Annotated in this window: 23 protein-coding genes; 18 read left to right on the top strand and 5 right to left on the bottom strand. The window is 40.4% G+C overall.

The genetic code is table 11. The features are described 5' to 3' along the window. Window positions 1-41: 41 nt before the first annotated feature. The 3 genes from HF078_RS18655 (at window position 42) to HF078_RS18645 (ending at window position 2,876) form a co-directional block, all read left to right on the top strand. Window positions 42-422 carry a hypothetical protein gene (locus HF078_RS18655; protein WP_169292499.1) on the top strand — a complete coding sequence of 127 codons (381 nt, stop codon included), beginning with the start codon at window positions 42-44 and terminating at the stop codon, window positions 420-422. A gap of 77 nt (window positions 423-499) precedes the next feature. After that, window positions 500-2,113 (top strand): putative polysaccharide biosynthesis protein, encoded by a 1,614-nt coding sequence (locus HF078_RS18650; RefSeq protein ID WP_169292498.1) that lies wholly within the window; start codon window positions 500-502, stop codon window positions 2,111-2,113. A 52-nt stretch (window positions 2,114-2,165) separates the two neighbouring features. After that, window positions 2,166-2,876, top strand: coding sequence for a pseudouridine synthase (locus tag HF078_RS18645; protein WP_169292536.1), 711 nt, complete (start codon window positions 2,166-2,168; stop codon window positions 2,874-2,876). 73 nt (window positions 2,877-2,949) lie between these two features. Here the strand turns inward: HF078_RS18645 and HF078_RS18640 are convergent, their stop codons facing one another. After that, complete coding sequence (locus HF078_RS18640; protein ID WP_010195377.1) at window positions 2,950-3,171, bottom strand: DeoR family transcriptional regulator; 222 nt, start codon at window positions 3,169-3,171, stop codon at window positions 2,950-2,952. A gap of 297 nt (window positions 3,172-3,468) precedes the next feature. Here HF078_RS18640 and HF078_RS18635 point away from each other — a divergent pair, with 297 nt between their 5' ends. The 4 genes from HF078_RS18635 (at window position 3,469) to HF078_RS18620 (ending at window position 8,024) form a co-directional block, all read left to right on the top strand. Then, a complete protein-coding gene (locus HF078_RS18635; RefSeq protein WP_169292497.1) occupies window positions 3,469-4,179 on the top strand; it encodes an ABC transporter ATP-binding protein in 711 nt (236 codons plus the stop codon). Further along, complete coding sequence (locus tag HF078_RS18630) at window positions 4,179-5,315, top strand: ABC transporter permease (RefSeq protein WP_169292496.1); 1,137 nt, start codon at window positions 4,179-4,181, stop codon at window positions 5,313-5,315. The genes HF078_RS18635 and HF078_RS18630 overlap by 1 nt, the downstream gene beginning before the upstream one ends. A 7-nt stretch (window positions 5,316-5,322) precedes the next feature. After that, window positions 5,323-6,738: a dipeptidase PepV gene (pepV, locus tag HF078_RS18625; protein WP_169292495.1), complete on the top strand. Its 1,416-nt coding sequence runs from the start codon at window positions 5,323-5,325 to the stop codon at window positions 6,736-6,738. A gap of 107 nt (window positions 6,739-6,845) precedes the next feature. After that, a complete protein-coding gene (locus HF078_RS18620) occupies window positions 6,846-8,024 on the top strand; it encodes an MFS transporter (protein ID WP_169292494.1) in 1,179 nt (392 codons plus the stop codon). A gap of 414 nt (window positions 8,025-8,438) precedes the next feature. On the opposite strand, the gene cysK is transcribed toward HF078_RS18620, so the two are convergent. Then, the gene (cysK, locus tag HF078_RS18615; protein WP_169292493.1) at window positions 8,439-9,428 is read right to left on the bottom strand and encodes a cysteine synthase A; all 990 of its coding nucleotides are present in this window, start codon (window positions 9,426-9,428) and stop codon (window positions 8,439-8,441) included. A gap of 131 nt (window positions 9,429-9,559) precedes the next feature. On the opposite strand from cysK, the gene thpR reads away from it, so the two are divergent. From thpR to HF078_RS18585, 6 genes are all read left to right on the top strand, one after another. Continuing rightward, window positions 9,560-10,117: an RNA 2',3'-cyclic phosphodiesterase gene (thpR, locus tag HF078_RS18610; protein WP_169292492.1), complete on the top strand. Its 558-nt coding sequence runs from the start codon at window positions 9,560-9,562 to the stop codon at window positions 10,115-10,117. A 24-nt stretch (window positions 10,118-10,141) separates the two neighbouring features. Then, window positions 10,142-10,528, top strand: a complete 387-nt coding sequence (locus HF078_RS18605; RefSeq protein WP_169292491.1) for a CidA/LrgA family protein — start codon at window positions 10,142-10,144, stop codon at window positions 10,526-10,528. Further along, entirely contained in the window at window positions 10,518-11,207 is a 690-nt protein-coding gene (locus tag HF078_RS18600; RefSeq protein ID WP_169292490.1) for an LrgB family protein, read from the top strand. Before HF078_RS18605 ends, HF078_RS18600 begins: the two co-directional genes overlap by 11 nt. A 16-nt stretch (window positions 11,208-11,223) precedes the next feature. Next, window positions 11,224-12,165: an NERD domain-containing protein gene (locus HF078_RS18595; RefSeq protein WP_169292489.1), complete on the top strand. Its 942-nt coding sequence runs from the start codon at window positions 11,224-11,226 to the stop codon at window positions 12,163-12,165. A gap of 102 nt (window positions 12,166-12,267) precedes the next feature. Next, complete coding sequence (gene pulA / locus HF078_RS18590; protein WP_169292488.1) at window positions 12,268-14,418, top strand: type I pullulanase; 2,151 nt, start codon at window positions 12,268-12,270, stop codon at window positions 14,416-14,418. Between the two features lie 169 nt (window positions 14,419-14,587). Then, window positions 14,588-15,388 (top strand): phosphotransferase family protein, encoded by an 801-nt coding sequence (locus HF078_RS18585; RefSeq protein ID WP_205831683.1) that lies wholly within the window; start codon window positions 14,588-14,590, stop codon window positions 15,386-15,388. On the opposite strand, the gene HF078_RS18580 is transcribed toward HF078_RS18585, so the two are convergent. Beyond that, on the bottom strand, window positions 15,383-15,661 hold the full coding sequence (locus HF078_RS18580; protein ID WP_148987943.1) for a YtzH-like family protein: 279 nt from the start codon (window positions 15,659-15,661) through the stop codon (window positions 15,383-15,385). The two genes, HF078_RS18585 and HF078_RS18580, sit on opposite strands and share 6 nt — an antisense overlap. Window positions 15,662-15,804: 143 nt before the next feature. Here HF078_RS18580 and trmB point away from each other — a divergent pair, with 143 nt between their 5' ends. After that, a complete protein-coding gene (trmB, locus tag HF078_RS18575) occupies window positions 15,805-16,446 on the top strand; it encodes a tRNA (guanosine(46)-N7)-methyltransferase TrmB (protein WP_169292486.1) in 642 nt (213 codons plus the stop codon). 97 nt (window positions 16,447-16,543) lie between these two features. Beyond that, a complete protein-coding gene (locus tag HF078_RS18570; RefSeq protein WP_169292485.1) occupies window positions 16,544-17,392 on the top strand; it encodes a YtnP family quorum-quenching lactonase in 849 nt (282 codons plus the stop codon). 36 nt (window positions 17,393-17,428) lie between these two features. On the opposite strand, the gene HF078_RS18565 is transcribed toward HF078_RS18570, so the two are convergent. Further along, window positions 17,429-17,740, bottom strand: a complete 312-nt coding sequence (locus HF078_RS18565; protein WP_060664724.1) for a PepSY domain-containing protein — start codon at window positions 17,738-17,740, stop codon at window positions 17,429-17,431. Window positions 17,741-17,985: 245 nt separating this feature from the next. On the opposite strand from HF078_RS18565, the gene HF078_RS18560 reads away from it, so the two are divergent. Both HF078_RS18560 and HF078_RS18555 read left to right on the top strand, forming a co-directional pair. After that, the gene (locus tag HF078_RS18560; protein WP_169292484.1) at window positions 17,986-19,056 is read left to right on the top strand and encodes a M42 family metallopeptidase; all 1,071 of its coding nucleotides are present in this window, start codon (window positions 17,986-17,988) and stop codon (window positions 19,054-19,056) included. Between the two features lie 67 nt (window positions 19,057-19,123). Then, the gene (locus HF078_RS18555; RefSeq protein ID WP_169292483.1) at window positions 19,124-19,660 is read left to right on the top strand and encodes a DUF84 family protein; all 537 of its coding nucleotides are present in this window, start codon (window positions 19,124-19,126) and stop codon (window positions 19,658-19,660) included. A gap of 11 nt (window positions 19,661-19,671) precedes the next feature. On the opposite strand, the gene HF078_RS18550 is transcribed toward HF078_RS18555, so the two are convergent. Then, window positions 19,672-20,112 carry a YtoQ family protein gene (locus tag HF078_RS18550; RefSeq protein WP_169292482.1) on the bottom strand — a complete coding sequence of 147 codons (441 nt, stop codon included), beginning with the start codon at window positions 20,110-20,112 and terminating at the stop codon, window positions 19,672-19,674. 170 nt (window positions 20,113-20,282) lie between these two features. Between HF078_RS18550 and HF078_RS18545 the strand changes: the two genes are divergently transcribed. After that, a complete protein-coding gene (locus tag HF078_RS18545; RefSeq protein ID WP_060664728.1) occupies window positions 20,283-20,801 on the top strand; it encodes a hypothetical protein in 519 nt (172 codons plus the stop codon). Window positions 20,802-21,210 lie beyond the last annotated feature (409 nt).

Below are 21,210 nucleotides of genomic sequence, written 5' to 3'. Positions count from 1 at the left end.
GATTTTTAAATAGATTAAAAATCAAAGAAAAGGGGTATCCCATGACATATTCACCAAATCTTTCAGAAGCTCATATTCCATATGACGGTGGTTGGACAGAGGAAAATGAAACCCCGGTCCTGCTGCTTTCTGTCCCGACGCTTCCATTAAAAATGAACACAAAAATACATAAATTCTCGTATACATGGCTCTTTGAAAAAGAAATGAATGCCTATGTCCTTTGCATCCGACTAAATAATCAAGAAGAATTCGGACTTATTTTTAGTCAAAAAGAAGCGGGAGTTCTCTTACTAGATAAGGAGGCGTATGACGAATTCACTGTAGTTGTGACAAAAGAGGACCTGGAGAACTTGAAAGACGATACGCCATATCTATCTTTTCCAAAGATTTCACTCTCTAGAAGTTTACTGGCGGGATGGTAAAATAGTGCTTCTGCAATATGAAGTGTGCTAAAATACAAAGGTTAGACAAAAAGTTACAAATAGTAGGTAGGGATTTTATGTCGACATCTAATATATTGAGAGGTACCTTAATTTTGACAGTGGGAACGATGCTGTCACGAATTCTAGGTTTAGTTTATATTTTCCCGTTTCATGCCATGGTTGGTAATGAAGGTGGAGCTCTTTATTCATATGCTTATGTGTTATATTCTGTCTTCTTAAGTATCGCTACACTTGGGGTTCCATTGGCAGTCTCCAAGTTTGTCGCAAAGTATAATGCTTTGGGTGAGTATAGTGTTGGGAGAAAGCTTTTCCGTTCCGGTATTATGGTCATGAGTATTACAGGAGTGATATCATTTTTGGCGCTGTTTCTGTTGGCACCATATCTTTCTCCTATGATCATAAAAGAAGGTAAACATACTTATGAAGATATTACATTTGTCGTCAGAATGGTAAGCGTGGCTTTGCTGGTGGTTCCTATTATGAGTTTGATTCGTGGGTTTTTTCAAGGGTATGAATCCATGGGCCCAACGGCAATTTCTCAAGTCGTGGAACAGCTAGTAAGAATTGTTTTCCTATTGGGAAGTCTATATTTCATACTGGAAGTTTTAAATGGGAATATGACAGTTGCGATTGGCTTTGCAACATTTGCTGCCTTTATCGGGGCCATTGGAGGTCTTGTCGTATTAGTTTGGTATTGGTTTAGTCGGAAAAAGAATTTGGATGCCATGCTGGAAAAAGACCCAGAGACAGTGGATCTTTCTTATAAAGATATGTATAAGGAATTGGTTTCCTATGCGATGCCATTCGTTTTCGTGGGATTGGCCATGCCCCTTTATCAATTAATAGATACATTTTCTTTTAACGATGCAATGGTGTTAGCAGGATTCACTGCAATCTACGCAGACACCGCATTTGGTATTATCAACAACTATGGTCAGAAGTTGATTATGATTCCAATTACTCTTGCGACTGCTTTTGCACTGAGTCTCCTTCCTGCAATAACAAAATCGTTTACTAATGGTCAGCAACAAAGTTTGCAAAAACAACTTAGTGTGACTTTGCAGATTTTACTCTATTTGACTGTCCCGGCTTGTATAGGGTTATCCCTTCTCGGAGGGCCAGCATATGCAGCATTCTTTTCCAATGATGAATTAGGTGGGCAACTATTAACTTGGTATGCTCCCACAGCAATACCATTGGCAATTTTCACAGTCACTGCCTCCGTATTGCAAGGTATAAACAGACAGAAATATACGGTTGTAGGACTTGCGATTGGATTGCTATTGAAACTGGTCCTCAATTATCCGCTTATTCTGTTGATGGGTGCGGAAGGATCTATCATTGCAACGGCAATTGGCTATACAGCCAGTGTTGTGATAAATCTATGGGCTATTAAGAAGTTTACTGAATTTGATTACTCCATGGTAATAAGACGTGGTTTTCTTATGACCATCTTCAACGTCATCATGATTGCTGCAGTCTTAATTGTCCTTCAACTATTGGAAGGCTTTGTCCCTTACAGCGAAGGCCGACTTCAAGCTATCATCGTAGTGGCTGTCAGCGGTCTAGTGGGAGCCGGCATCTACTTCTTCCTGAGCTACAGAAGTAATCTATTAATGTACCTTTTTGGAAATCGTTTTTCATTTTTAAATAGACAACAAAGAGGATAGAGGTCTCGAGTCAAAGGGGGCCTCTTTCCCTATGAAAGGAGCGGCACGAAATATGAGATTGGATAAAATGCTTGCCAACAGCGGGTTTGGAACGCGAAAAGAAGTAAAGAAGCTTTTAAAAACTGGTGTGGTAAAAGTGGATGGAAATGTGGTAAAGGATGCGAAGGTGCATGTGGATCCGGAGGTGCAGGAGGTAACTGTCCATGATGATATCGTGGAATACCGTGAGTTCATTTACTTGATGATGCACAAGCCACCTGGACTATTATCTGCAACGGAAGATTACCGACAAGAAACCGTAGTAGATATTTTGCAAGAAGAGGATAAGATGTTCGAACCATTCCCGGTTGGACGCTTGGATAAAGATACAGAAGGTCTACTTATTCTGACAAATGACGGGCAGCTTGCACACCAGTTGTTGTCTCCCAAAAAACATGTACCGAAAACTTATTATGCAAAAATTGATGGAGAGGTGACAGTAGAGGATATTGAAGCGTTCAAACAAGGAGTCACCTTAGATGATGGCTATGAAACTTTGCCTGCTGAACTGAAAATACTTGATGCTGGTTCGGAATCACAAATAGAGATTACCATCGTTGAAGGAAAGTTCCATCAAGTGAAAAGGATGTTCCAGGCAGTTGGAAAAACGGTTATCTACCTGAAGCGTTTGAGCATGGGAGAACTGAAGCTAGATGAAGATCTGGAGCTTGGGGAGTACCGTGAGCTGACAGATGAAGAATTGGAACTACTGCAGCGAAGATAAATAACGAAGAGCCCCATTCCATATAAAAAAGGAATGGGGCTTTATTATGGTGTCATACATTGTATATGTAGTCTTATGAAGTCAACCTAACTTTTTTCTGCGTAGTAGTCCACTTACCTTTCGTAGGACTTTGAACCAGGTCATTAAATGCCAGCACATTTAAATCACGCTGGACGGTTCGGGGTGTAATCCCAAATTCATCGACCAACTGCTGTGTAGAGACAGTTCCCTTTTCATGAATAAACATGTAGACGGCTTTAATACGGGTTAGCATACGGTTAGTTGAAGGCTTCAAAAAACCACTCCTTATCCGGTATTTAACATGGTACTACTCGCTAAATTCTTGATGATAGGTGTTAGGTATTTAGTTAGTTTATATTGTACACGAATATGTGGAAAAAATTCTAGAATAATGATGCAATTTACACAATATTAACATTTAGTCTTGGATGTGTTAAGAGTAAATGAATAAATTATGAGTCTATATACATTATTTTACACTACTCGACATTATTCTGCTAGTAATTATTTGAAAAATATGAAACTTTAGACCTAAAACATCGTATAAGACAGGAGAGAGGTGTGACCCTAAATGAAATTACTAACCTTACAGTTAGATAAAGCAGGATATGATGATGAAATGTCTGTCTTGCAGAATATTGATTTTACTGTTTCAAAAGGTGAGATGGTGGGGCTGATTGGTCCAAACGGCGCCGGTAAGAGTACAACTATCAAAACCTTACTTGGCTTAAATCCTTTTTTTGAAGGAGAGATATCACTTCCTTCCGATAAATCATATGCCTATATTCCTGAGAAGCCTGTATTTTATTATGATATGACATTATGGGAGCATATAGATTTGATGGCATCTTTGCTGGAGATAGAAGAAAAGGTTTGGAAAGAGAGAGTAGAGGAACTATTGATGTTGTTTGATTTGGAAAAAGTCATTCACGAGTCTCCTGCTACCTTTTCAAAAGGGATGCAGCAAAAAGCCATGCTGATTTTTGCCATCATGTCTAAGCCTACTTTATATATTGTGGATGAACCGTTTATCGGGCTTGATCCGATTGCAACGAAGAAGCTTCTCCAGCTTTTTCATCAGGAACAGGCTAGGGGTGTAGGCATCTTGTTGTGTACCCATGTTCTGGATACGGCGGAAAAGATTTGTGACAGGTTTATTCTTTTGGCTGACGGGCGCAAGAAAGCAGAAGGGACCCTACAAGATATACAAATAAATTGCCAACTTCCCGGTGCTTCATTGCTAGATTGTTTTTACACACTATCCGAAAGGGAGCAGGAGTGATGACGGCATTCCGTTTATACAAGGATCGCTTAAAACAAGAGCGTCAGTATCAATGGAAGAATACAAAAGCTGTTGTTGATTGGACGATCCTGGTCTATATGGTCCTTACATTATTATTCGTTGCAGCCATGATTTATGATATGTTTCCGAGTTTCATTGCTTTGCTTCAGGAACTTCCATACGGTTTAACCCTTTTTGCTATCTATTATCTAGCTTGGACGGGGGCTATCCGTGTTTATTATCAGCAAGCGGATATGTACTTTTTTGTTCACCGAAGAGATTTATTGCAAGGGTTGAAAAAGTGGGGTGTGATAGCGAGTATGGGATTGAATGTGATAAAAGCCTTGCTCATTGCTATTCTTACCTATTTGCTAATGGAGGCGATCAGCCCGTCTACTTTCCCATTGCTTGAGTGGATATCATTTTATCTTGCATTGTTTCTATTCACTACCGTTTTAGGTAAAGTGATAGATTTACATTGGTCTGGATGGAAGCGAAAACTGATTACGTTCACAGCTTTTCTATTTCTTGGACTTTTTACTTATCTAACAGTTAATCAATCTATGTGGATTGTATCAACTGCTCTCCTTATGCTTGGTTTCATAACCTTTTTTACCATTTACTTGCGAACAGAGAGTTTTATGGTCGATATGGTTCATAACGAAAAGGTGCGTCAGAAATATGTCGGAATGATTTTCTATGTTTCGGAATATGTGCATGTTCCTCGTTCTTCTGAGAGAAACAAGCCTTTATTTTTCAGGCGGTCTCAAAGGATAATCGAAGACAGGAGCCCCCATAGTGCCTTGACGGAATTGTTCTTTAAATATCTGTTGCGAAACTCTCGTCATATTTTTTCGTATTTGCAGCTGATTGGTATCACTATTGCTGTCATGGGGTATCTCCCGTTATGGATGACATTCGGCTTGTTTATGGCGTTTTTCTTTTTTCTAAAAGAGTGGTTAAATATAGTATATGATGAATTGGTGGGACATCCCTTCTTGAATATGCATAAGGGGAAGAAGCTGGTTCAAGAACACTATCAAGATCTTGTAACAAGATGGCTGTATTATCCGGCCGTCGGATTAGTTGGATTTGTACTTATGATGAATACGCTTTTTCATTTTCTAATGAGGTGATGATTAAATGGGAAATATTAATTGGTTGGAAGAAGTAGAGAAAAGAAAAGATTCCTTAATAAAAGATACACAGGAATTTTTACAAATTAATAGTGTCTTGAATGAAGAAGAGGCAAGCACAGAGACTCCTTTTGGAAAAGGAATAGAAGAGGCGCTTCAATATTTGTTACATAAGGGGAAAGCTGACGGCTTTCTTACAAAAAATGTTGACCATTATGCCGGTCATATCGAACACGGCCAAGGAGAAGAGCTTGTAGGAATCCTATGTCATGTGGATGTAGTCCCAGAAGGAGACGGCTGGACAGATGAACCATTCAGTGCCACCATTCGTGACGGGAAAATTTTCGCACGTGGTGCAATGGATGACAAAGGTCCGACAATGGCGGCTTATTATGCTTTGAAGATAGTAAAAGAGCTAGATCTCCCACTTTCTAAACGTGTGCGCATCATTATTGGTACAGACGAGGAAAGCAACTGGCAGTGTGTAGAGCACTATTTTAAACATGAAGAAATGCCTACAATGGGGTTTGCCCCTGACGCGGACTTCCCAATCATCTATGCGGAAAAAGGAATAGGTGATATTCAGCTAGGGCTTGATTTCAAAGGTGAGACTCCATCTTCAAATGTCACCTTGTTAACATTTGAATCAGGTCGCCGGTTGAACATGGTGCCAGATCATGCGAAAGCGTCACTTGAAGTGACGGAAGAAATGGACGAAATCACGCACGCTTTTAATGAATACATTTCAGAAAAAGGTATCGAGGGTGGCTATACGAAGGAAGGCAATGCTTTGTACCTTAACATCAAAGGGGTGTCAGCCCATGCCATGGAGCCGGATAATGGTACGAATGCAGGTTACCATTTGGCGAACTTCCTTCACTCTTTAGGGCTAGATGCAAGTGGTGCATCCTTTGTCGGTTTTATCAGTGAAAAGCTTTCATTTGATTCTCGTGGGAAAAAGCTTAACATCAATTTCCACGACGAGATTACTGACGACCTAACCATCAACACAGGTGTTTTCCGATATGACCGCGAAGCATCTGTCGGCACTTTAGGGGTTAACATTCGCTTTCCTGTTACATGCGATACAAAGAAAGTGGAAGAGCAGTTGCGTAATGAGGCAGAGACGTTTGGCTTTGACGTGAAAAAATTCAATGTTTCTCCTGCACACCATGTGCCACAAGATCACGAGCTTATCCAAACTCTTCAGAAGATTTATGAAGAACAAACTGGAGATAAAGCGGAGTTATTGTCCATCGGTGGTGGAACATATGCAAGATCGCTTGAAGCAGGTGTGGCTTTTGGTCCGCTTTTCCCTGGTAGGGAGGACGTGGCGCATCAAAAAGATGAGCATATTTACATTGAAGATCTCATCAAGGCGACTGCCATCTATGCACAAGCTATCTATGAATTAGCAAAATAACATATTTATCCTAAATATAATTGTGGTAGAATGTAAAGGTTACTTCCCTATGGGGCAGTAGCCTTTTACTTTTTCCTTTATTTGACGAGAAGAAAGAAGGATATATCATGAGTACTGCCTCAATGAAAGACAAAACAACTCGCTACTTTTACAGTTTTTACTTTTTAACATTTTTCAGCTTTGGGGCTCTATTCCCATTGTTAACAGTATATTTAAAAGAAGATGTGGGGCTGAGCGGATCACAAATTGGGATGATCATGTCGATTAGTCCTGTTGTAATGATATTCATACAGCCATTGTGGGGAGTCTTTAGCGACTATACCCAAAAACCAAAACAAATCCTGCTCTGGACGCTTTTTCTCACAGCAGTAACAGGTATTGCCTTTTCATTTATGGAGAGCTATGGAGCCTTGCTTGCTGTCGCGTTTCTGTTGGCAGTTACGCAAAGCGCCCTTGTACCCATTTCAGACAGCATTACCCTTAATTATGTTCAGAGGACAAAAGGGAATTATGGTTCCATCAGGTTATGGGGAGCGATAGGTTTTGCTGTGGCTGTTCTAGTTGCGGGATGGCTTTCTGATTTCTTTTCTTTAAAAGTAATATTCTTTACCTTTGCAATAGCTCTATTGCTAGGTACGGTGGTATCGAGCTTCCTGCCGAAGGAAAGTCAGACAATCAGTGTCAATGTCCGCGATGGCATCGGAACGCTTATGAAGTTGCCTAAGTTTGTGATGTTCCTTGTGACAACGTTTCTTGTATTCGGCCCTGTATTTGCCAACAACTTTTATTTTGGGCTGTTTATTACTGATATTGGAGGCACCGTTACGGGAGTAGGGATTGCCTTCTTGCTTGCTGCTGGAAGTGAGGCGCCTTTTATGAGAGTGGCAGGAAAGTGGATAGCGCGCTTTGGCCTTCATACAATCATGATCAGTGCGGGATCCATTGCGATGATCCGTTGGGTGCTATATTTCTTCGAGCCGCCACTGTATGTGGTGTATGCGACTACGATTGCCCAAGGTTTTTCTGTTGGACTTTTCATACCTGCAGCGCTGCAGTTTGTACGGGATATCGCCCCAACCTCTGCACGTGCAACGGCGGTTTCTCTATATACTGCCATCGGTAATGGGTTAGGGAGTTGGTTCTGTACATTCTTTGGCGGCTTTATTGCAGAGTACTATTCCGTTGCACATGTCTATTTGTTCTTCGGCCTTTTAACAATGTGCGGATTAGTCTTCATCCTGATGATCAACCAAGCCGATAAAAAACAACTCGCAAAAGCATCATAAGTTCATAAAAATGAGTGGATTGGAGCGGAAGGCACTCGACTCCGGCGGGAAATAGCGGCAGACTTGAGTCCCCATAGGCAAAGTGAAACCACTGAAAAACAGATATGATATAGTACTTAGTAATTTTGAGCTGTGGATTGGAGCAAAAGGCGAAGACTCCTGAGGGAGATAGCGCTAGGTGGAGACCCCACAGGCGAAGCCGAGGAGGCTCACGTCAGCTCCTAGGAAAGCGAAGCCATTTGCGGAAATCCACAGCGGTGTCTAAAACAATATATAAATTCTAAGACTTTTTCAGTAGCTTTGGCAAAGCCTAGAAGGCTCCAGCACCGCCCCGCGGAAAGCGAGTGCCTGCAGCGCAAAGGAACGGTTAAAATTACAAAGACCCTCAGCTAATGCAGCCAAGGGTCTTTTCGTTTATTCATTCTCAAAATCAAAAAGGTCGGTAGACAAATACCTTTCTCCCGTATCGCATGCGATACAAACTACCACATCATCAGGAGTCAACCTTTTTGCCACCTCAATCGCAGAATAACAAGCAGCACCGGAAGACGGTCCAACCAATATGCCCTCATGACGAGCAAGCTTACGAGTGATTTCATATGCATCCCCATCTTCAATCTTGAAAATCTCATCATAAACTTCCTGGTTCAAGATATCTGGAATGAACCCAGGACTAGTTCCCACAAGCTTATGTTTGCCAGGCTTCCCGCCGGAAAGGACAGGTGATCCTGCAGGCTCCACGACATGGACAGTCAACCCTTCATAATGCTTTTTCAACTCTTCTCCTGTACCAGTAATGGTTCCGCCAGTTCCGGCCGTTGCTACGAAAGCGGTTAATGGCTTGCCGATTTGTTGCATACCATCAATAATTTCGAGTGCCGTAGACTTTCTGTGTGCATCAGAATTGGCATGGTTTTCAAACTGCATCGGCATAAAGCTGTTAGGTATTTCTTTTACAAGCTCCTTGGCCTTTTTAATAGCACCTGGCATTTTTTCATCGCCTGGTGTTAATACTACTTCTGCACCATATGCTTTCAAAAGGTTTATCCGTTCTTTAGACATCGTATCCGGCATGATCAATATCGCTTTATAGCCTCTTGCTGCTGCATTCATCGCCAAACCAATCCCGGTATTTCCGCTAGTTGGTTCAATGATGGTTGCACCAGGTTTGATGAGGCCATCCTTTTCTGCCTGGATAATCATATTAAACGCAGCTCTATCTTTTACACTGCCGCTAGGGTTTTGGAATTCTAATTTTAAATAAACCGTCGCCGCTCCTTCAGGCACAATGCGGTTTAACTTAACAAGTGGAGTATCTCCAATTAAATCAGCCATATTTGAAACTACCTTCACTACTACGCACAACCTTTCTCTTTCATGTCTCAATAATCCGTATTGTATCATAAATTATAAAAACGGACTAAGCACATGGCTTATTAAGGGATTAAGATTAAATTAACTATATCGTCTGTTTGGTGCTAAGATAATATGCAAGACAATAAAAGATATCTGGTAAAATTAAGAAGGGTGAGAATATGACGACTCAAACTCATTATTTTGTTGCTGTACCTCTTCCACAACCGTTAAAGGAAGCGTTCCATTTATATATGAAAAAATTAAAAAACCACTTTCCGTTTACAAGATGGGTGCATCCGGAAGACCTTCATATCACACTCGCTTTTTTAGGTGATTTGGAAGAAGGACAAAAAGAAAAGTTGACAACCCTTCTTTCAGAAACTGTCACAAATCATCAGCAGTTTTCGATCACATTAAGTGAGCTTGGTACATTTGGGAATCCTCAGTCACCTCGAATTTTTTGGTACGGTATCGAAAAGTCAATGGAGCTTAATCTGCTGAGAAAATCTGTATATGATGCATGTGAGATGGTTGGACTTCAGCTCGACTCACGGCCATTTCATCCACATATCACCATTGCAAGGAAGTGGAAGGGGCCAGGATCCATTAATCATGATCTGCTTCCTGTCCACAGTTCGCAGAAAGAGACGTTTAATGTGAACAATATCATTTTATATGAAACACATTTAAACAGATTGCCCAAATATGAAGAAAAGGAATTTTTTTCTTTAGTATAGGAGTAGGATTAGAAAATGAGGGGAATGAAACTATTAATTCAAGTAATTGTATTTTATTTGTTTTACAAAATTGGTGTAGTACTACAAAGTACTTTTGACATCCCAGTTCCAGGTAGTATTATTGGAATGGTTTTTCTGCTTATTCTGCTTTTGACAGGTGTAGTGAAGGAGAGATATTTGCAAGACGGAGCAAATGTACTTCTTTTCTATCTCCCTTTGTTTTTTGTCCCCGCCACTGTTGGAGTGATGGACTACTTTAGCATTCTATCAGGAACAGAAGGAATGATTATGTTGCTCGCTCTTTTAGTAGGAACCATTATCGTCTTGGTATGTTCGGGAGTGGTTGCTCAAAAAACGGCAGTATCTGTCGATAATAAGACAGAAGCAACAGGTGTGTTGAATGGTGAATAGTTGGTTTAGTTTCTTGTTCATCCTTACTACCTACCTAGCTTTTCTGGCAATGAGACATATTTATAACCGATTACGTATGCCGATTTTCAATCCTGTCGCCACTACGACTCTAGTAATTATTATTGGCTTGCATTTGACTGATATATCTTATGATACATATATGCTAGGAGGTTGGTGGATTCAGGAGTTGCTCGGGCCGGCGGTTGTTGCGCTTGCTTACCCCCTATACCATCAACGTTCAAAAATTATACGTTATCGGATCCCATTGATTGCAGGAATATTGTCTGGAATAGTTGTCGGCATGGTTACTGGGTTTTTGTATGTAAAGGTTGCTAACCTTCCTTCTATATACTCCGCGTCGTTCCTTCCTAAATCTGTGACTTCCCCTATCGCCATGGAGATTGCAGACCTTACAGGGGGTATACCAAGCTTAGCGGCAGCGCTCGTTATACTAAGTGGCATCTTTGGTGCATTGTTTGGGCCAGTCCTAATGAGAATACTTGGAATAACCCACTTTTTAGGGGTTGGAGTGGGGCTTGGGTGTGCTGCACACGGGATTGGGACTGCTAAAGCGATGGAATATGGAGAAGAGGAAGCGGCATTCAGTTCCATCAGCATGACACTATCTGCATTACTATACGCCATAATATTACCTGTAGCCATTCATTATTTATTATAGAAAAGAGTGACCACCATTGGCACAATTAATAAAATTGCAAGATTATATCACCCGTTATGAAGCCGATATATATCGCTATCCAAACCAATATATCAGATTAAAAAAGCAACAATGGAATACCTATCAAGAGATGTTAAGAAACCCGGTTGATATAAAGAGCCCTTCTCCTAATGCTCATACGGAGGTAACATCCTCAAAAGATGGCAGGTTAATCAGCCTTATGAAGTCCTTTAGGAAAAAGGAACAAGAAGATGAGTCGTTCACTGTTAACATCCTAAACGTTGATAACGAACACGAAGAAGAGTGGGAACTTCCCCGTGTCACAGGCAGTAAGACGGCAGAAGAGAGCAAACAACAATTTCTTGATTCCATTCTTCCTCTTCAGTTAAAATGGGCAAGTTCCACCATCAGAGAAATGTCCTATCTGCAGAAGAATTATAAACGTGAATGGTTACTGAAATATTTTTTGCAAAGGTTTCCAGATACGTTTTTTGTGATGTATAAACCTATCTTTTTAGTAAAGCAAGCACCAGTGGAACTTGAAATCATCCTTATTACCCCAAACGAAATTATGGTGCTCTATTACATGGAGGAGCAAGAAGAGAGTGTGGTTTTAGGAAATAATGACCGCTTCTGGTCCATTCGGGAAAGAGAAAAGGAAAGAAAAATAGTAAACCCAACGATCAGCCTCAACAGGATGGGGGCCATCATTAAAAATATCCTTCCGCTATATGATGTGAGCTTGCCTGTTACTAAACTTTTGTTGCACCCAAAAGGGTATATTGACATAACGGATGGGCCGGCAGATGTTCAAGTAGTAGATAAGCGTACATATGCAAAATGGTTTGAGAAAATGCGGGCGAACAAACTTCCTTTAAAACATAGTCAGCTAAAAGCGGCTGGAGCTTTGCTTTCTCATTGTCAGTCCACTTATATAGACAGACCAGAATGGCAATAATGAAGAATTGTATGAATATATGTCAAGGTCATGACTATGCTTGAATAATATAGAAGATGGCCAGTTCTAGAAGAACACTTTAGGAGACAGGGAGGGAAATGCATGATTTTCATCAAAAGAGAATTCGAGGCCTATTTAGATGAAATGGATCAGATCACAATCCTTTTGCCTAACGGAAGTTACAATGGAGAATCAGCTTCCTTTACCCTATCAGACGAAAAATCTACTTACCCGCTTGAAATTATAGATAGAAAAACCCTACAGGGCTCGGTTAAATATATATGTAAAACAAATACGCAAATCTTCATAGGCACCAAATATATGATTATTGATGAACATAGTAGGAAAACAGATTTGCAAATTGGGGCAGTTATCCGCTCACCAGCTTTTGATGAAGCATTTTATTATGAAAAGGATGACCTTGGGGCGCAATATCAAAAGGGGGAATCCACCTTTACCCTTTGGGCGCCAACGGCATCTGCAGTGAAAATAAAACTTGTAGCTCCTAAAAGTAAGGAGAGCATATTCTATAGTCTTATTCGTGAGGAAAAAGGGATATGGCGAATTACGGTACAGGGAGATTTAGAAGGTTTTCATTACACTTATCTAGTTTGCGTGAATCTTGTATGGAGGGAAGCCGTCGATCCGTATGCGATTGCATCTACTATTAATAGTGAGTCTGCCGTGATTTTAGATAAAGAAAGAATAAACGTTCCAAAAGTGTCTATGCTTCCCTTTAACGATGCAACAGATGCCATTATATACGAGTTGCATGTTCGTGACTTTTCCTCCCATTCAAAAAGCGGAATGGTTCATAAGGGTAAGTATGCCGCTTTTACAGAGGATCCTTTAGAGGTGTCCGATATTGGAATCACAGGCGTTCCTTACCTCCAAAGTCTTGGAGTAACTCATATTGAGTTATTACCATTAAATGACTTTGGCGGAGTGGACGAAGCAGAACCTGATAAAGACTACAACTGGGGTTATAACCCTCTTCTTTTTAATGTACCTGAAGGAAGCTACGCGCTCGATCCAAATGACCCTTACTCTCGAATATTGGAACTGAAAAATCTAATAAATACATTACACCATAAAGACTTAAGGGTAATTATGGATGTTGTATATAATCACGTGTATATCCGCGAGGACTCCTCTTTTGAAAAAATAGTGCCTGGTTATTATTTTCGACATGATGAGCATGGCATGCCATCTAACGGGACGGGAGTAGGTAATGACATTGCATCCGAACGGAAAATGGTACGTAAGTTTATTCTGGATTCCATTCGATACTGGTTGCAGGAATATGATGTGGATGGTTTCAGATTTGACTTGATGGGAATATTAGACGTTCAGACAATGAATGAAGTAAAAGAGGCGGTATCTGTCATCAAACCAGGTGCCATCATCCTTGGAGAAGGGTGGGAACTGAACACCCCTTTAGCAGCTGACCGTAAAGCAATGATACTGAATGCCAAGAAGATGCCGGGAATCGCATTCTTTAATGACATGGTTCGCGATTCGGTAAAAGGTAGTACGTTCAACTTATTCGACAGGGGATTTGCGCTTGGCAATACCCACAAAACGGCTCTATTGAAACAATCGCTTGCAGGTAGTGTACAAATTGATCCGAACCATAAAGGACTTTTTCTTGAGCCTGCTCAATCGATCAACTATATTGAATCACATGATAATCATACAATGTGGGATAAAATAGCCGTCTGCAATAGCCATGAAGATGAAGAAACAAGAATGAAGCGTCATCGCCTTGCCGCTTCCGTCACACTCTTATCTCAAGGCATCCCATTTTTACACGCAGGGCAAGAGTTTTTCCGGACAAAAGGCGGGGAAGAGAACAGCTACAAATCTCCAGATTCCGTCAATAGCTTGGATTGGGAAAGAAAAAATCGTTACTCAGAGAATGTGGCTTATGTGAGGGGGCTGATCTGGCTTCGAAAAGCACATAAAGCTTTACGGTTATCGACAGTTACGGAAATAAAAAGGCATGTGTGCTTTCCTCTCGATAAAGGAAATATGCTCATGTATCACCTCAGTGATGTGAAACAGTATGGAAAGTACAACCATCTATTGATTATTTTCCATAACGGGACGAATACGGAAAACGTAACCCTTCCATTCTCAGGAGAGTGGGAAGTTCTTGTAGAAGGCAGTACAGCAGGCGATTTACCAATCCGAAAAGTAAACTATGAAGTACAGGTGCCACCCATCAGCACGGTTGTATTGGCACAATATTAATTGTTACACAAGGACTTGATTTAATTGGGAAATAACGATAAAATTTAAAAGATAGCTATTGCGAAATTGTTCAATAGCTGTTTTTTTGCTTAAAAAAGTTGTTAATATGAAAATTCTTATTTAGCGCTTGCGCTTTTCTAATATTTGATAATGAAAAGTTGTGTTGAAATTGAAGGTGAAATGGTTGGAACATTTATTAGGTGATGAGTGGAAAATCAGTCCTGCGGGTGGTTTGACGGGAGATGCGTATTTCGCTCAAAATGAAGGGAAAAAGCTCTTCCTTAAAAGGAATTCATCGCCATTTTTGGCTGTTCTTTCAGCAGAGGGAATTGTCCCGAAATTGGTCTGGACGAAACGCCTGGAAAATGGGGATGTCATTACGGCTCAGCACTGGATAAGTGCAAGAGAACTTAAACCAAACGACATGAATATGGAAACAGTGGCTCAGCTTCTTCACAAGATTCACCACTCCAAAGAGTTGCTTGATATGCTTACTCGATTGGGTAAAGAACCTGTGGAACCATCCACTATACTGGAAGATATTAAGAATGGGATGGCTTTAGATCTCTTTTCTTTGGACGTGATTCAAAAATCACTCGATTTTCTTACAAAGGAAATTAAAAATGTCCAGTATAGAGATAAGGTAGTCTGCCATTGTGATTTGAACCATAACAATTGGTTGCTTTCCGATAATCAAGAGCTTTTCTTAATTGATTGGGATGGAGCTGTTATAGCGGATCCAGCCATCGATTTATGCATGTTATTATATTGGTATATTCCTGAACAGGAGTGGAATGACTGGCTTTCCACTTATGGGATACCACTTACAGACGATTTGCGCCACCGTATGCACTGGTATGTGATAGCTCAAACTATTCTATCCGTACAATGGTATCACCATAAAGACATTGAAAAAGAGAAACAGAACTGGTTGAACTATTTGGAAAGACTTTTACCGGTTGAACTATGAGTATTGATCGATGCTATCGATCCAGTTGGTGAATTTTGATTGATGCAATTGATTGTGATCATGGTCATTGCTGGAATTGATGCCAGCTTGGCTATAGGTATAGATGTCTTGCAAGATATTCTTTACATTATGATCGATTTCATTATTGACCATTAATGATTTAATGACGCGCTCCAACTGCTCGTATTCAGCAACAGAACCGCAGCAATCAATTTGATGATCCGCCAAAATATCCTTTAGAAGATGTATTTGATCATGATAATTTAACGGCATTTGTCAGCACTCCTTTATTTTATATATGTACTAGCCTTTGTTTATTTATCATTCTTATACACGACAAAAGAATCGGTCCATCGCGATCGGTTTTTTTCTGTCATCGACTATAAACTAATAAAACGCCGAGGTGACCAAACGACATGAGATTCAGAAACAAACCATGGGCAGCAGATTTTATTGCTGAAAATTCCTATTACTGCATTCCAGATCCCGAAAATAAAAAAGGGAAGTGGAGTGAGATTTTCGGAAATGACAACCCGATCCACATTGAAGTGGGAACGGGAAAAGGAACATTTGTTACGGAAATGGCAAAAGCTAATCCGACCATAAATTATATCGGCATAGAATTATTTGAAAGTGTTATTGTAAAAGCACTGGAAAAAGCAGTAGCAGCTGATATTCCAAACGTCAAACTGTTGAATGTCAATGCACAAAAGCTATCTGATTACTTTGAGGCCGGTGAAGTGGACAGAGTTTATTTGAACTTCTCTGATCCATGGCCAAAGACCCGACATGAAAAAAGAAGGTTAACGTACAAAGGGTTCTTGGACTTGTATAAAGAAGTTTTGGTTCCACAAGGTGAGATTCACTTTAAAACAGATAACCGTGGACTTTTTGAGTATTCGTTAATGAGCTTTTCTGAGTATGGGTTATTATTGAAATATGTTAGTCTAGACCTTCATAATAGTGAGTTTGAAGGAAACATCATGACGGAATATGAGGAGAAGTTTTCTAGCAAGGGATTCCCTATCTATCGTTGTGAGGTAAAATATCCAAAATGAATAAAACACGAAGCGTCCTTTTCCTTTAGTGGAAGGGCGCTTTTTTTGATACAATAGGGGCATACATACAAATTGTACAAAGAGGGAGATGGCTGATATGGAAACGCTAACATTCGGTAAGTGGAAGCTGACTTGGTTGAACGGTGGAGTAACGCATCTTGATGGTGGTGCAATGTTCGGAGTGGTCCCGAAGGCCTTATGGTCAAAAAAATATCCTGTGAACGACAAAAATCAGATAGAGCTTAGAACGGATCCTATTCTTATTCAAACAGAGGAGAGTAATATCCTTATTGAGGCAGGACTTGGGAAAGGGAAGCTCTCTGAAAAACAAAGACGAAATTATGGTGCAACAGAAGAGTCGTCTGTGGAGGAAGATTTGCAAAAACTTGGATTGACACCAGAAGACATAGACACCATCATCATGACTCATCTTCATTTTGACCATGTATGCGGACTGACCAAATGGGATGCCGAAAAAAATCAATACGTATCTGTATTTTCTAATGCAACTATTTATGTATCAGAGGTTGAATGGAATGAAATGAGAAACCCTAATATACGTTCAAGAAATACGTATTGGGAGATAAACTGGCAAGGAATTGAAGAACAGGTAAAAACATTTCAAGACGAGACAACCATCATCAATGGAATAAAAATGATACATACCGGAGGCCATAGTGATGGCCATGCCATTATTGAAATGACACAAAGGGAGGAAAGCCTTATTCATATGGCAGATCTCATGCCTACCCATGCGCATTCTCCGTCTTTGTGGGTCCTTGCCTATGATGATTATCCGATGACATCGATTGAAGCAAAAGAGAAATGGATTAAAGAGGGAGTAAGACGTAATGCCTGGTTTACTTTTTATCATGATGCATTTTACCGCGCAGTAAAATGGAATGAAACTTATGAAATACAAGAAAAAATAGAGCGGAAAAGATAAAATATGCCTGGCAGTTTTTATCTGCCAGGCATGTTTTCATTTTAATTGATTAACATCCAATATGACTCCCGTATTCTTGTCTACAATAAATTCATATTGCTCCAAGACGTCCTCTATTCTTCGGGAAATTCCGCCTCTGTAGATGGAGTAGGACATATCATTTCGAATAATCGTTTCAGGCACCATTTGGATCCAGGAGCCATCAACAGGGCCACGCTTTTTAAAAGCTTCCTTGGCAATTTTTAACGCTTTTTCAGGTTTTATGGCTTGCTGCTTTGATGCTTCAGTAAAAAGATATGCGGCTGCTGCACCAATTCCAGCACCGATTAGAAGTGCTTTCCATTTCATTTCGTATCATCCTTCCATATATCATACTCTTATTTTACGTAAGCCTTTTCAAATGGGAGTAGCTGATGAGTTGAATTGATTCTGCCTATCTTACTAATAGTATAACTTGTAAAACAAATAAATGTCATGCTAAAGCTGGAAACAATAGAGAAAGTTCGATACAATATAGTTAAAATATTTCGATAATCTAACGAAGTATAAAGGATCATTCTACATATAGGTTTTGAAAAAAGGAGCTGACTTAGTTGAATCAGGAAACATTGACTTTATTTAAAACGTTAACGGAGCTACAAGGGGCACCTGGCTTTGAACATGAAGTTCGCCGCTTTATGCGCAGTGAATTGGAAAAGTACTCAGATGAAGTGGTACAAGATCGACTTGGTGGTATTTTCGGAGTGAAAAAAGGCGACGAAACTGGCCCAACAGTCATGGTCGCAGGCCATATGGACGAAGTCGGCTTTATGGTCACTTCTATTACAGAAAACGGAATGTTAAGATTCCAAACGCTTGGCGGCTGGTGGAGCCAAGTCTTGCTTGCTCAACGTGTGCAAGTAATGACAGACAATGGTCCAGTTATTGGAGTTATTGGATCGATTCCTCCGCATCTATTAGATGAAGCGAAACGTGCCAAGCCGATGGATATAAAAAATATGCTAATTGATATAGGTGCAGACAATAAAGAGGACGCAATTAACATCGGCATTAAACCAGGTCAACAGATTGTTCCTATCTGTCCGTTCACACCAATGGCAAACGAGAAGAAGATTCTGGCTAAAGCATGGGATAACCGTTATGGATGCGGACTTGCCGTTGAACTATTGAAAGATCTTCAAGGTGAAACATTACCAAATATCCTTTACTCAGGAGCTACGGTTCAGGAAGAAGTAGGTTTACGTGGAGCACAGACAGCTGCGAACATGATTAAGCCTGATATTTTCTTTGCACTTGACGCTTCACCTGCAAACGATATGACTGGTGATAAGAAGGAATTTGGCCATTTAGGCAAAGGTGCATTATTGCGTATTTATGATCGCTCTATGGTAACTCACACTGGTATGAGGGATTTTGTATTGGATACGGCTGAATCTAACAGCATTCCTTATCAGTATTTCATCTCTCAAGGTGGAACAGACGCTGGTCGTGTCCACACATCTAATGAGGGAGTTCCTTCAGCGGTAGTGGGGATTTGTTCAAGATATATCCACACACACGCTTCCATGGTCCATGTGGATGATTATGCCGCGGCAAGAGAGCTCATTGTCAAACTTGTAAAATCTGCGGATCATTCCACAGTAGAGTCCATTAGAAGCAGATAATAATATAAAGTTGGGAAGCGATGGGGAATCCCCATCGTTTTTCTTTTAATGGGAAGGTGAGATAAAGATGAAAGTGGTAGTAGGTTCAAGAAACCCTGCAAAATACGAGGCGGTTCAGGGTGCAATAAGAGAGCTTGAGATGGAAGTTGAAACAATTTCACTTGAAGTAGAATCTGGTGTAAGTAAACAACCCATGACAGATCAAGAAACGATTGAAGGGGCATTGCACCGTGCAAGAGGGGCTCTAAAAGAAATAGAAGATGCAGACTTTGCTATCGGACTTGAAGGTGGCGTGGTTCTTGGTTCCACACCATCCTTAGAAGTAATGGTCTGTAATTGGGGAGCGCTAGTTGCTAAAGACGGCAAGGAATACATAGCTGGTGGTGCTAGAATACCTTTACCTGATGCTTTTAAAGAGGAGATTTTAGCAGGAAAAGAGCTAGGGGACATAATGGATGAGTACTGTCAGCGGAAAGACATTAGGAAACATGAAGGAGCGTTGGGGATCTTTTCCGATGGTGTAGTTTCAAGAAAGGAAATGTTTCAGCATGTTAGCAAGCTATTGATTGGACAGTGGAGATATAATGAGAAAAAGCAGGCTTAAATTGCCTGCTTCTACTCCAATACGTAGGTAAGTACTTTTAGAGCTTGGTTGACTGTTTCTACGGTTACATTTGCTTTATTAGATAACTCTTTTAATGGATGATGAAGGTTTTCCGGACGAATTAAAATAAGCGGTTTTTGTAAACTAATGGCGGCACTTGCGTCCATCGCAGTGTTCCATTGTTTATATTTTTCTCCAAATAGGGCGATAACAAGGTCAGATTTTTTCATTAAGAGTTCCGTACGAAGATTATTGATTTGAGATGCTGCTTCGTCTTTTGCAATAGAGCTAGGTTGTGTACCCATAACTGCTTCTCCTATGTTGTCTGAGCGCTCGTGGTCTGTCATTGGTCCTACAAACTCTAATGGAAGATCCAGTGCTTGTGCTTTTTCTATTAATTCTTCTCTCCAATTAGTATGGACTTCACCAGCAAGGTAAACAGTAAATTTCATTACAATCCCTCCAAATAGTACCTCTTGTTATTTACCTATTTTCTAGTCTATCATAAAATAGGGGAATTAAGTGATAATTCCAACTTATCCTTGTCAAGGGTGAAGATTTATAGGTATGATAAGTTTGGTGTGTATTTTCTAGTCTTATTGTACTAAAAGGAGTGGAGAGTTTGACTTTTGGAAGAGCCATTATTTCTATTTTATTTTTATCATTACTATTTTTAACAGGTTGCTCTGTGTCTATTGAAGACGCAACACAAAAATCTGTTGATACTTTTGAAGAAACATTTAAAGCGCAATCACTAGATACTTCTGAGGATACAGATATATTTGCTTATCATTTACCCACTGGGTTTACCATTGATTCGGAATCGGAGAACAATATTGTTCTTACAGAGGACGAGCAAACTTACCTTTTGTTTGTAAACCCTTTTGAACCAAAAGATTCAGAGGTATTATATGATTCTACAAAAGTGAATTTCTCTGATCTATTGGTAGATCATACAATAACTGATGAAGGTCGTTTAGGTTACTTGCTGGTTTCTCCTGTTGATGGGGAAGAGGAAGAGCTTTACGAAGTGACAGTGGGGTTGGGCGGAGTAAAAATGACAACGGTAACAGAAACGGGCAATATGGAAGCTAGTACAAAGAGCATGATGGAGATTATTTCTTCTGTGAAAATTAAATAAGTGTGAGTAAAGAATGAAAAGGGGAATCCTGGAGTAATCTACTTTTAAAAGATAAGAAAGCAGTTAATCTAGTTGATTTCCGTTCCAGGCGCTTCGCTTGCCTGCGGGCGGTCCGTGAGCCTCCTCACTCCGTTGCGGGGTCTCACCTGTCCCTTCCTCCCGCGGGCGTCTTCGCCCCTTCCACTTCAATCAAAGGTTTCTTCATTAAACATAAGGTTTATAATTAGGTATTTGAGTTAACTGAAAGAATCAACTCTATTGTTCTTGTTATTTCTAGCTGTGGATTGGAGCAAAAGGCGAAGACTCCTCGAAAATGCTACGCATTTTCTTCGTGCGATGTTTCGCTGCCGAAGCCTTCCTTGTCCTGAGGGAGATAGCGCTAGGTGGAGACCCCACAGGCGTAGCCGAG

Source organism: Bacillus sp. RO2 (assembly GCF_012911845.1).
GTDB lineage: Bacteria > Bacillota > Bacilli > Bacillales > Bacillaceae_I > Sutcliffiella_A.
This window is presented reverse-complemented; position numbering and strand designations above follow the sequence as displayed.

Coding starts and splice junctions, on each gene's coding strand:
- HF078_RS18630 (WP_169292496.1), top strand. CDS start 4,179: ATGACGGCATTCCGTTTATACAAGGATCGCTTAAAACAAGAGCGTCAG.
- HF078_RS18580 (WP_148987943.1), bottom strand. CDS start 15,661: ATGCCGTTAAATTATCATGATCAAATACATCTTCTAAAGGATATTTTG.
- thpR (WP_169292492.1), top strand. CDS start 9,560: ATGACGACTCAAACTCATTATTTTGTTGCTGTACCTCTTCCACAACCG.
- HF078_RS18555 (WP_169292483.1), top strand. CDS start 19,124: ATGAAAGTGGTAGTAGGTTCAAGAAACCCTGCAAAATACGAGGCGGTT.
- HF078_RS18645 (WP_169292536.1), top strand. CDS start 2,166: ATGAGATTGGATAAAATGCTTGCCAACAGCGGGTTTGGAACGCGAAAA.
- pulA (WP_169292488.1), top strand. CDS start 12,268: ATGATTTTCATCAAAAGAGAATTCGAGGCCTATTTAGATGAAATGGAT.
- HF078_RS18600 (WP_169292490.1), top strand. CDS start 10,518: ATGGTGAATAGTTGGTTTAGTTTCTTGTTCATCCTTACTACCTACCTA.
- HF078_RS18655 (WP_169292499.1), top strand. CDS start 42: ATGACATATTCACCAAATCTTTCAGAAGCTCATATTCCATATGACGGT.
- cysK (WP_169292493.1), bottom strand. CDS start 9,428: ATGATACAATACGGATTATTGAGACATGAAAGAGAAAGGTTGTGCGTA.
- trmB (WP_169292486.1), top strand. CDS start 15,805: ATGAGATTCAGAAACAAACCATGGGCAGCAGATTTTATTGCTGAAAAT.
- HF078_RS18565 (WP_060664724.1), bottom strand. CDS start 17,740: ATGAAATGGAAAGCACTTCTAATCGGTGCTGGAATTGGTGCAGCAGCC.
- HF078_RS18650 (WP_169292498.1), top strand. CDS start 500: ATGTCGACATCTAATATATTGAGAGGTACCTTAATTTTGACAGTGGGA.
- HF078_RS18620 (WP_169292494.1), top strand. CDS start 6,846: ATGAGTACTGCCTCAATGAAAGACAAAACAACTCGCTACTTTTACAGT.
- HF078_RS18635 (WP_169292497.1), top strand. CDS start 3,469: ATGAAATTACTAACCTTACAGTTAGATAAAGCAGGATATGATGATGAA.
- HF078_RS18570 (WP_169292485.1), top strand. CDS start 16,544: ATGGAAACGCTAACATTCGGTAAGTGGAAGCTGACTTGGTTGAACGGT.
- pepV (WP_169292495.1), top strand. CDS start 5,323: ATGGGAAATATTAATTGGTTGGAAGAAGTAGAGAAAAGAAAAGATTCC.
- HF078_RS18550 (WP_169292482.1), bottom strand. CDS start 20,112: ATGAAATTTACTGTTTACCTTGCTGGTGAAGTCCATACTAATTGGAGA.
- HF078_RS18605 (WP_169292491.1), top strand. CDS start 10,142: ATGAAACTATTAATTCAAGTAATTGTATTTTATTTGTTTTACAAAATT.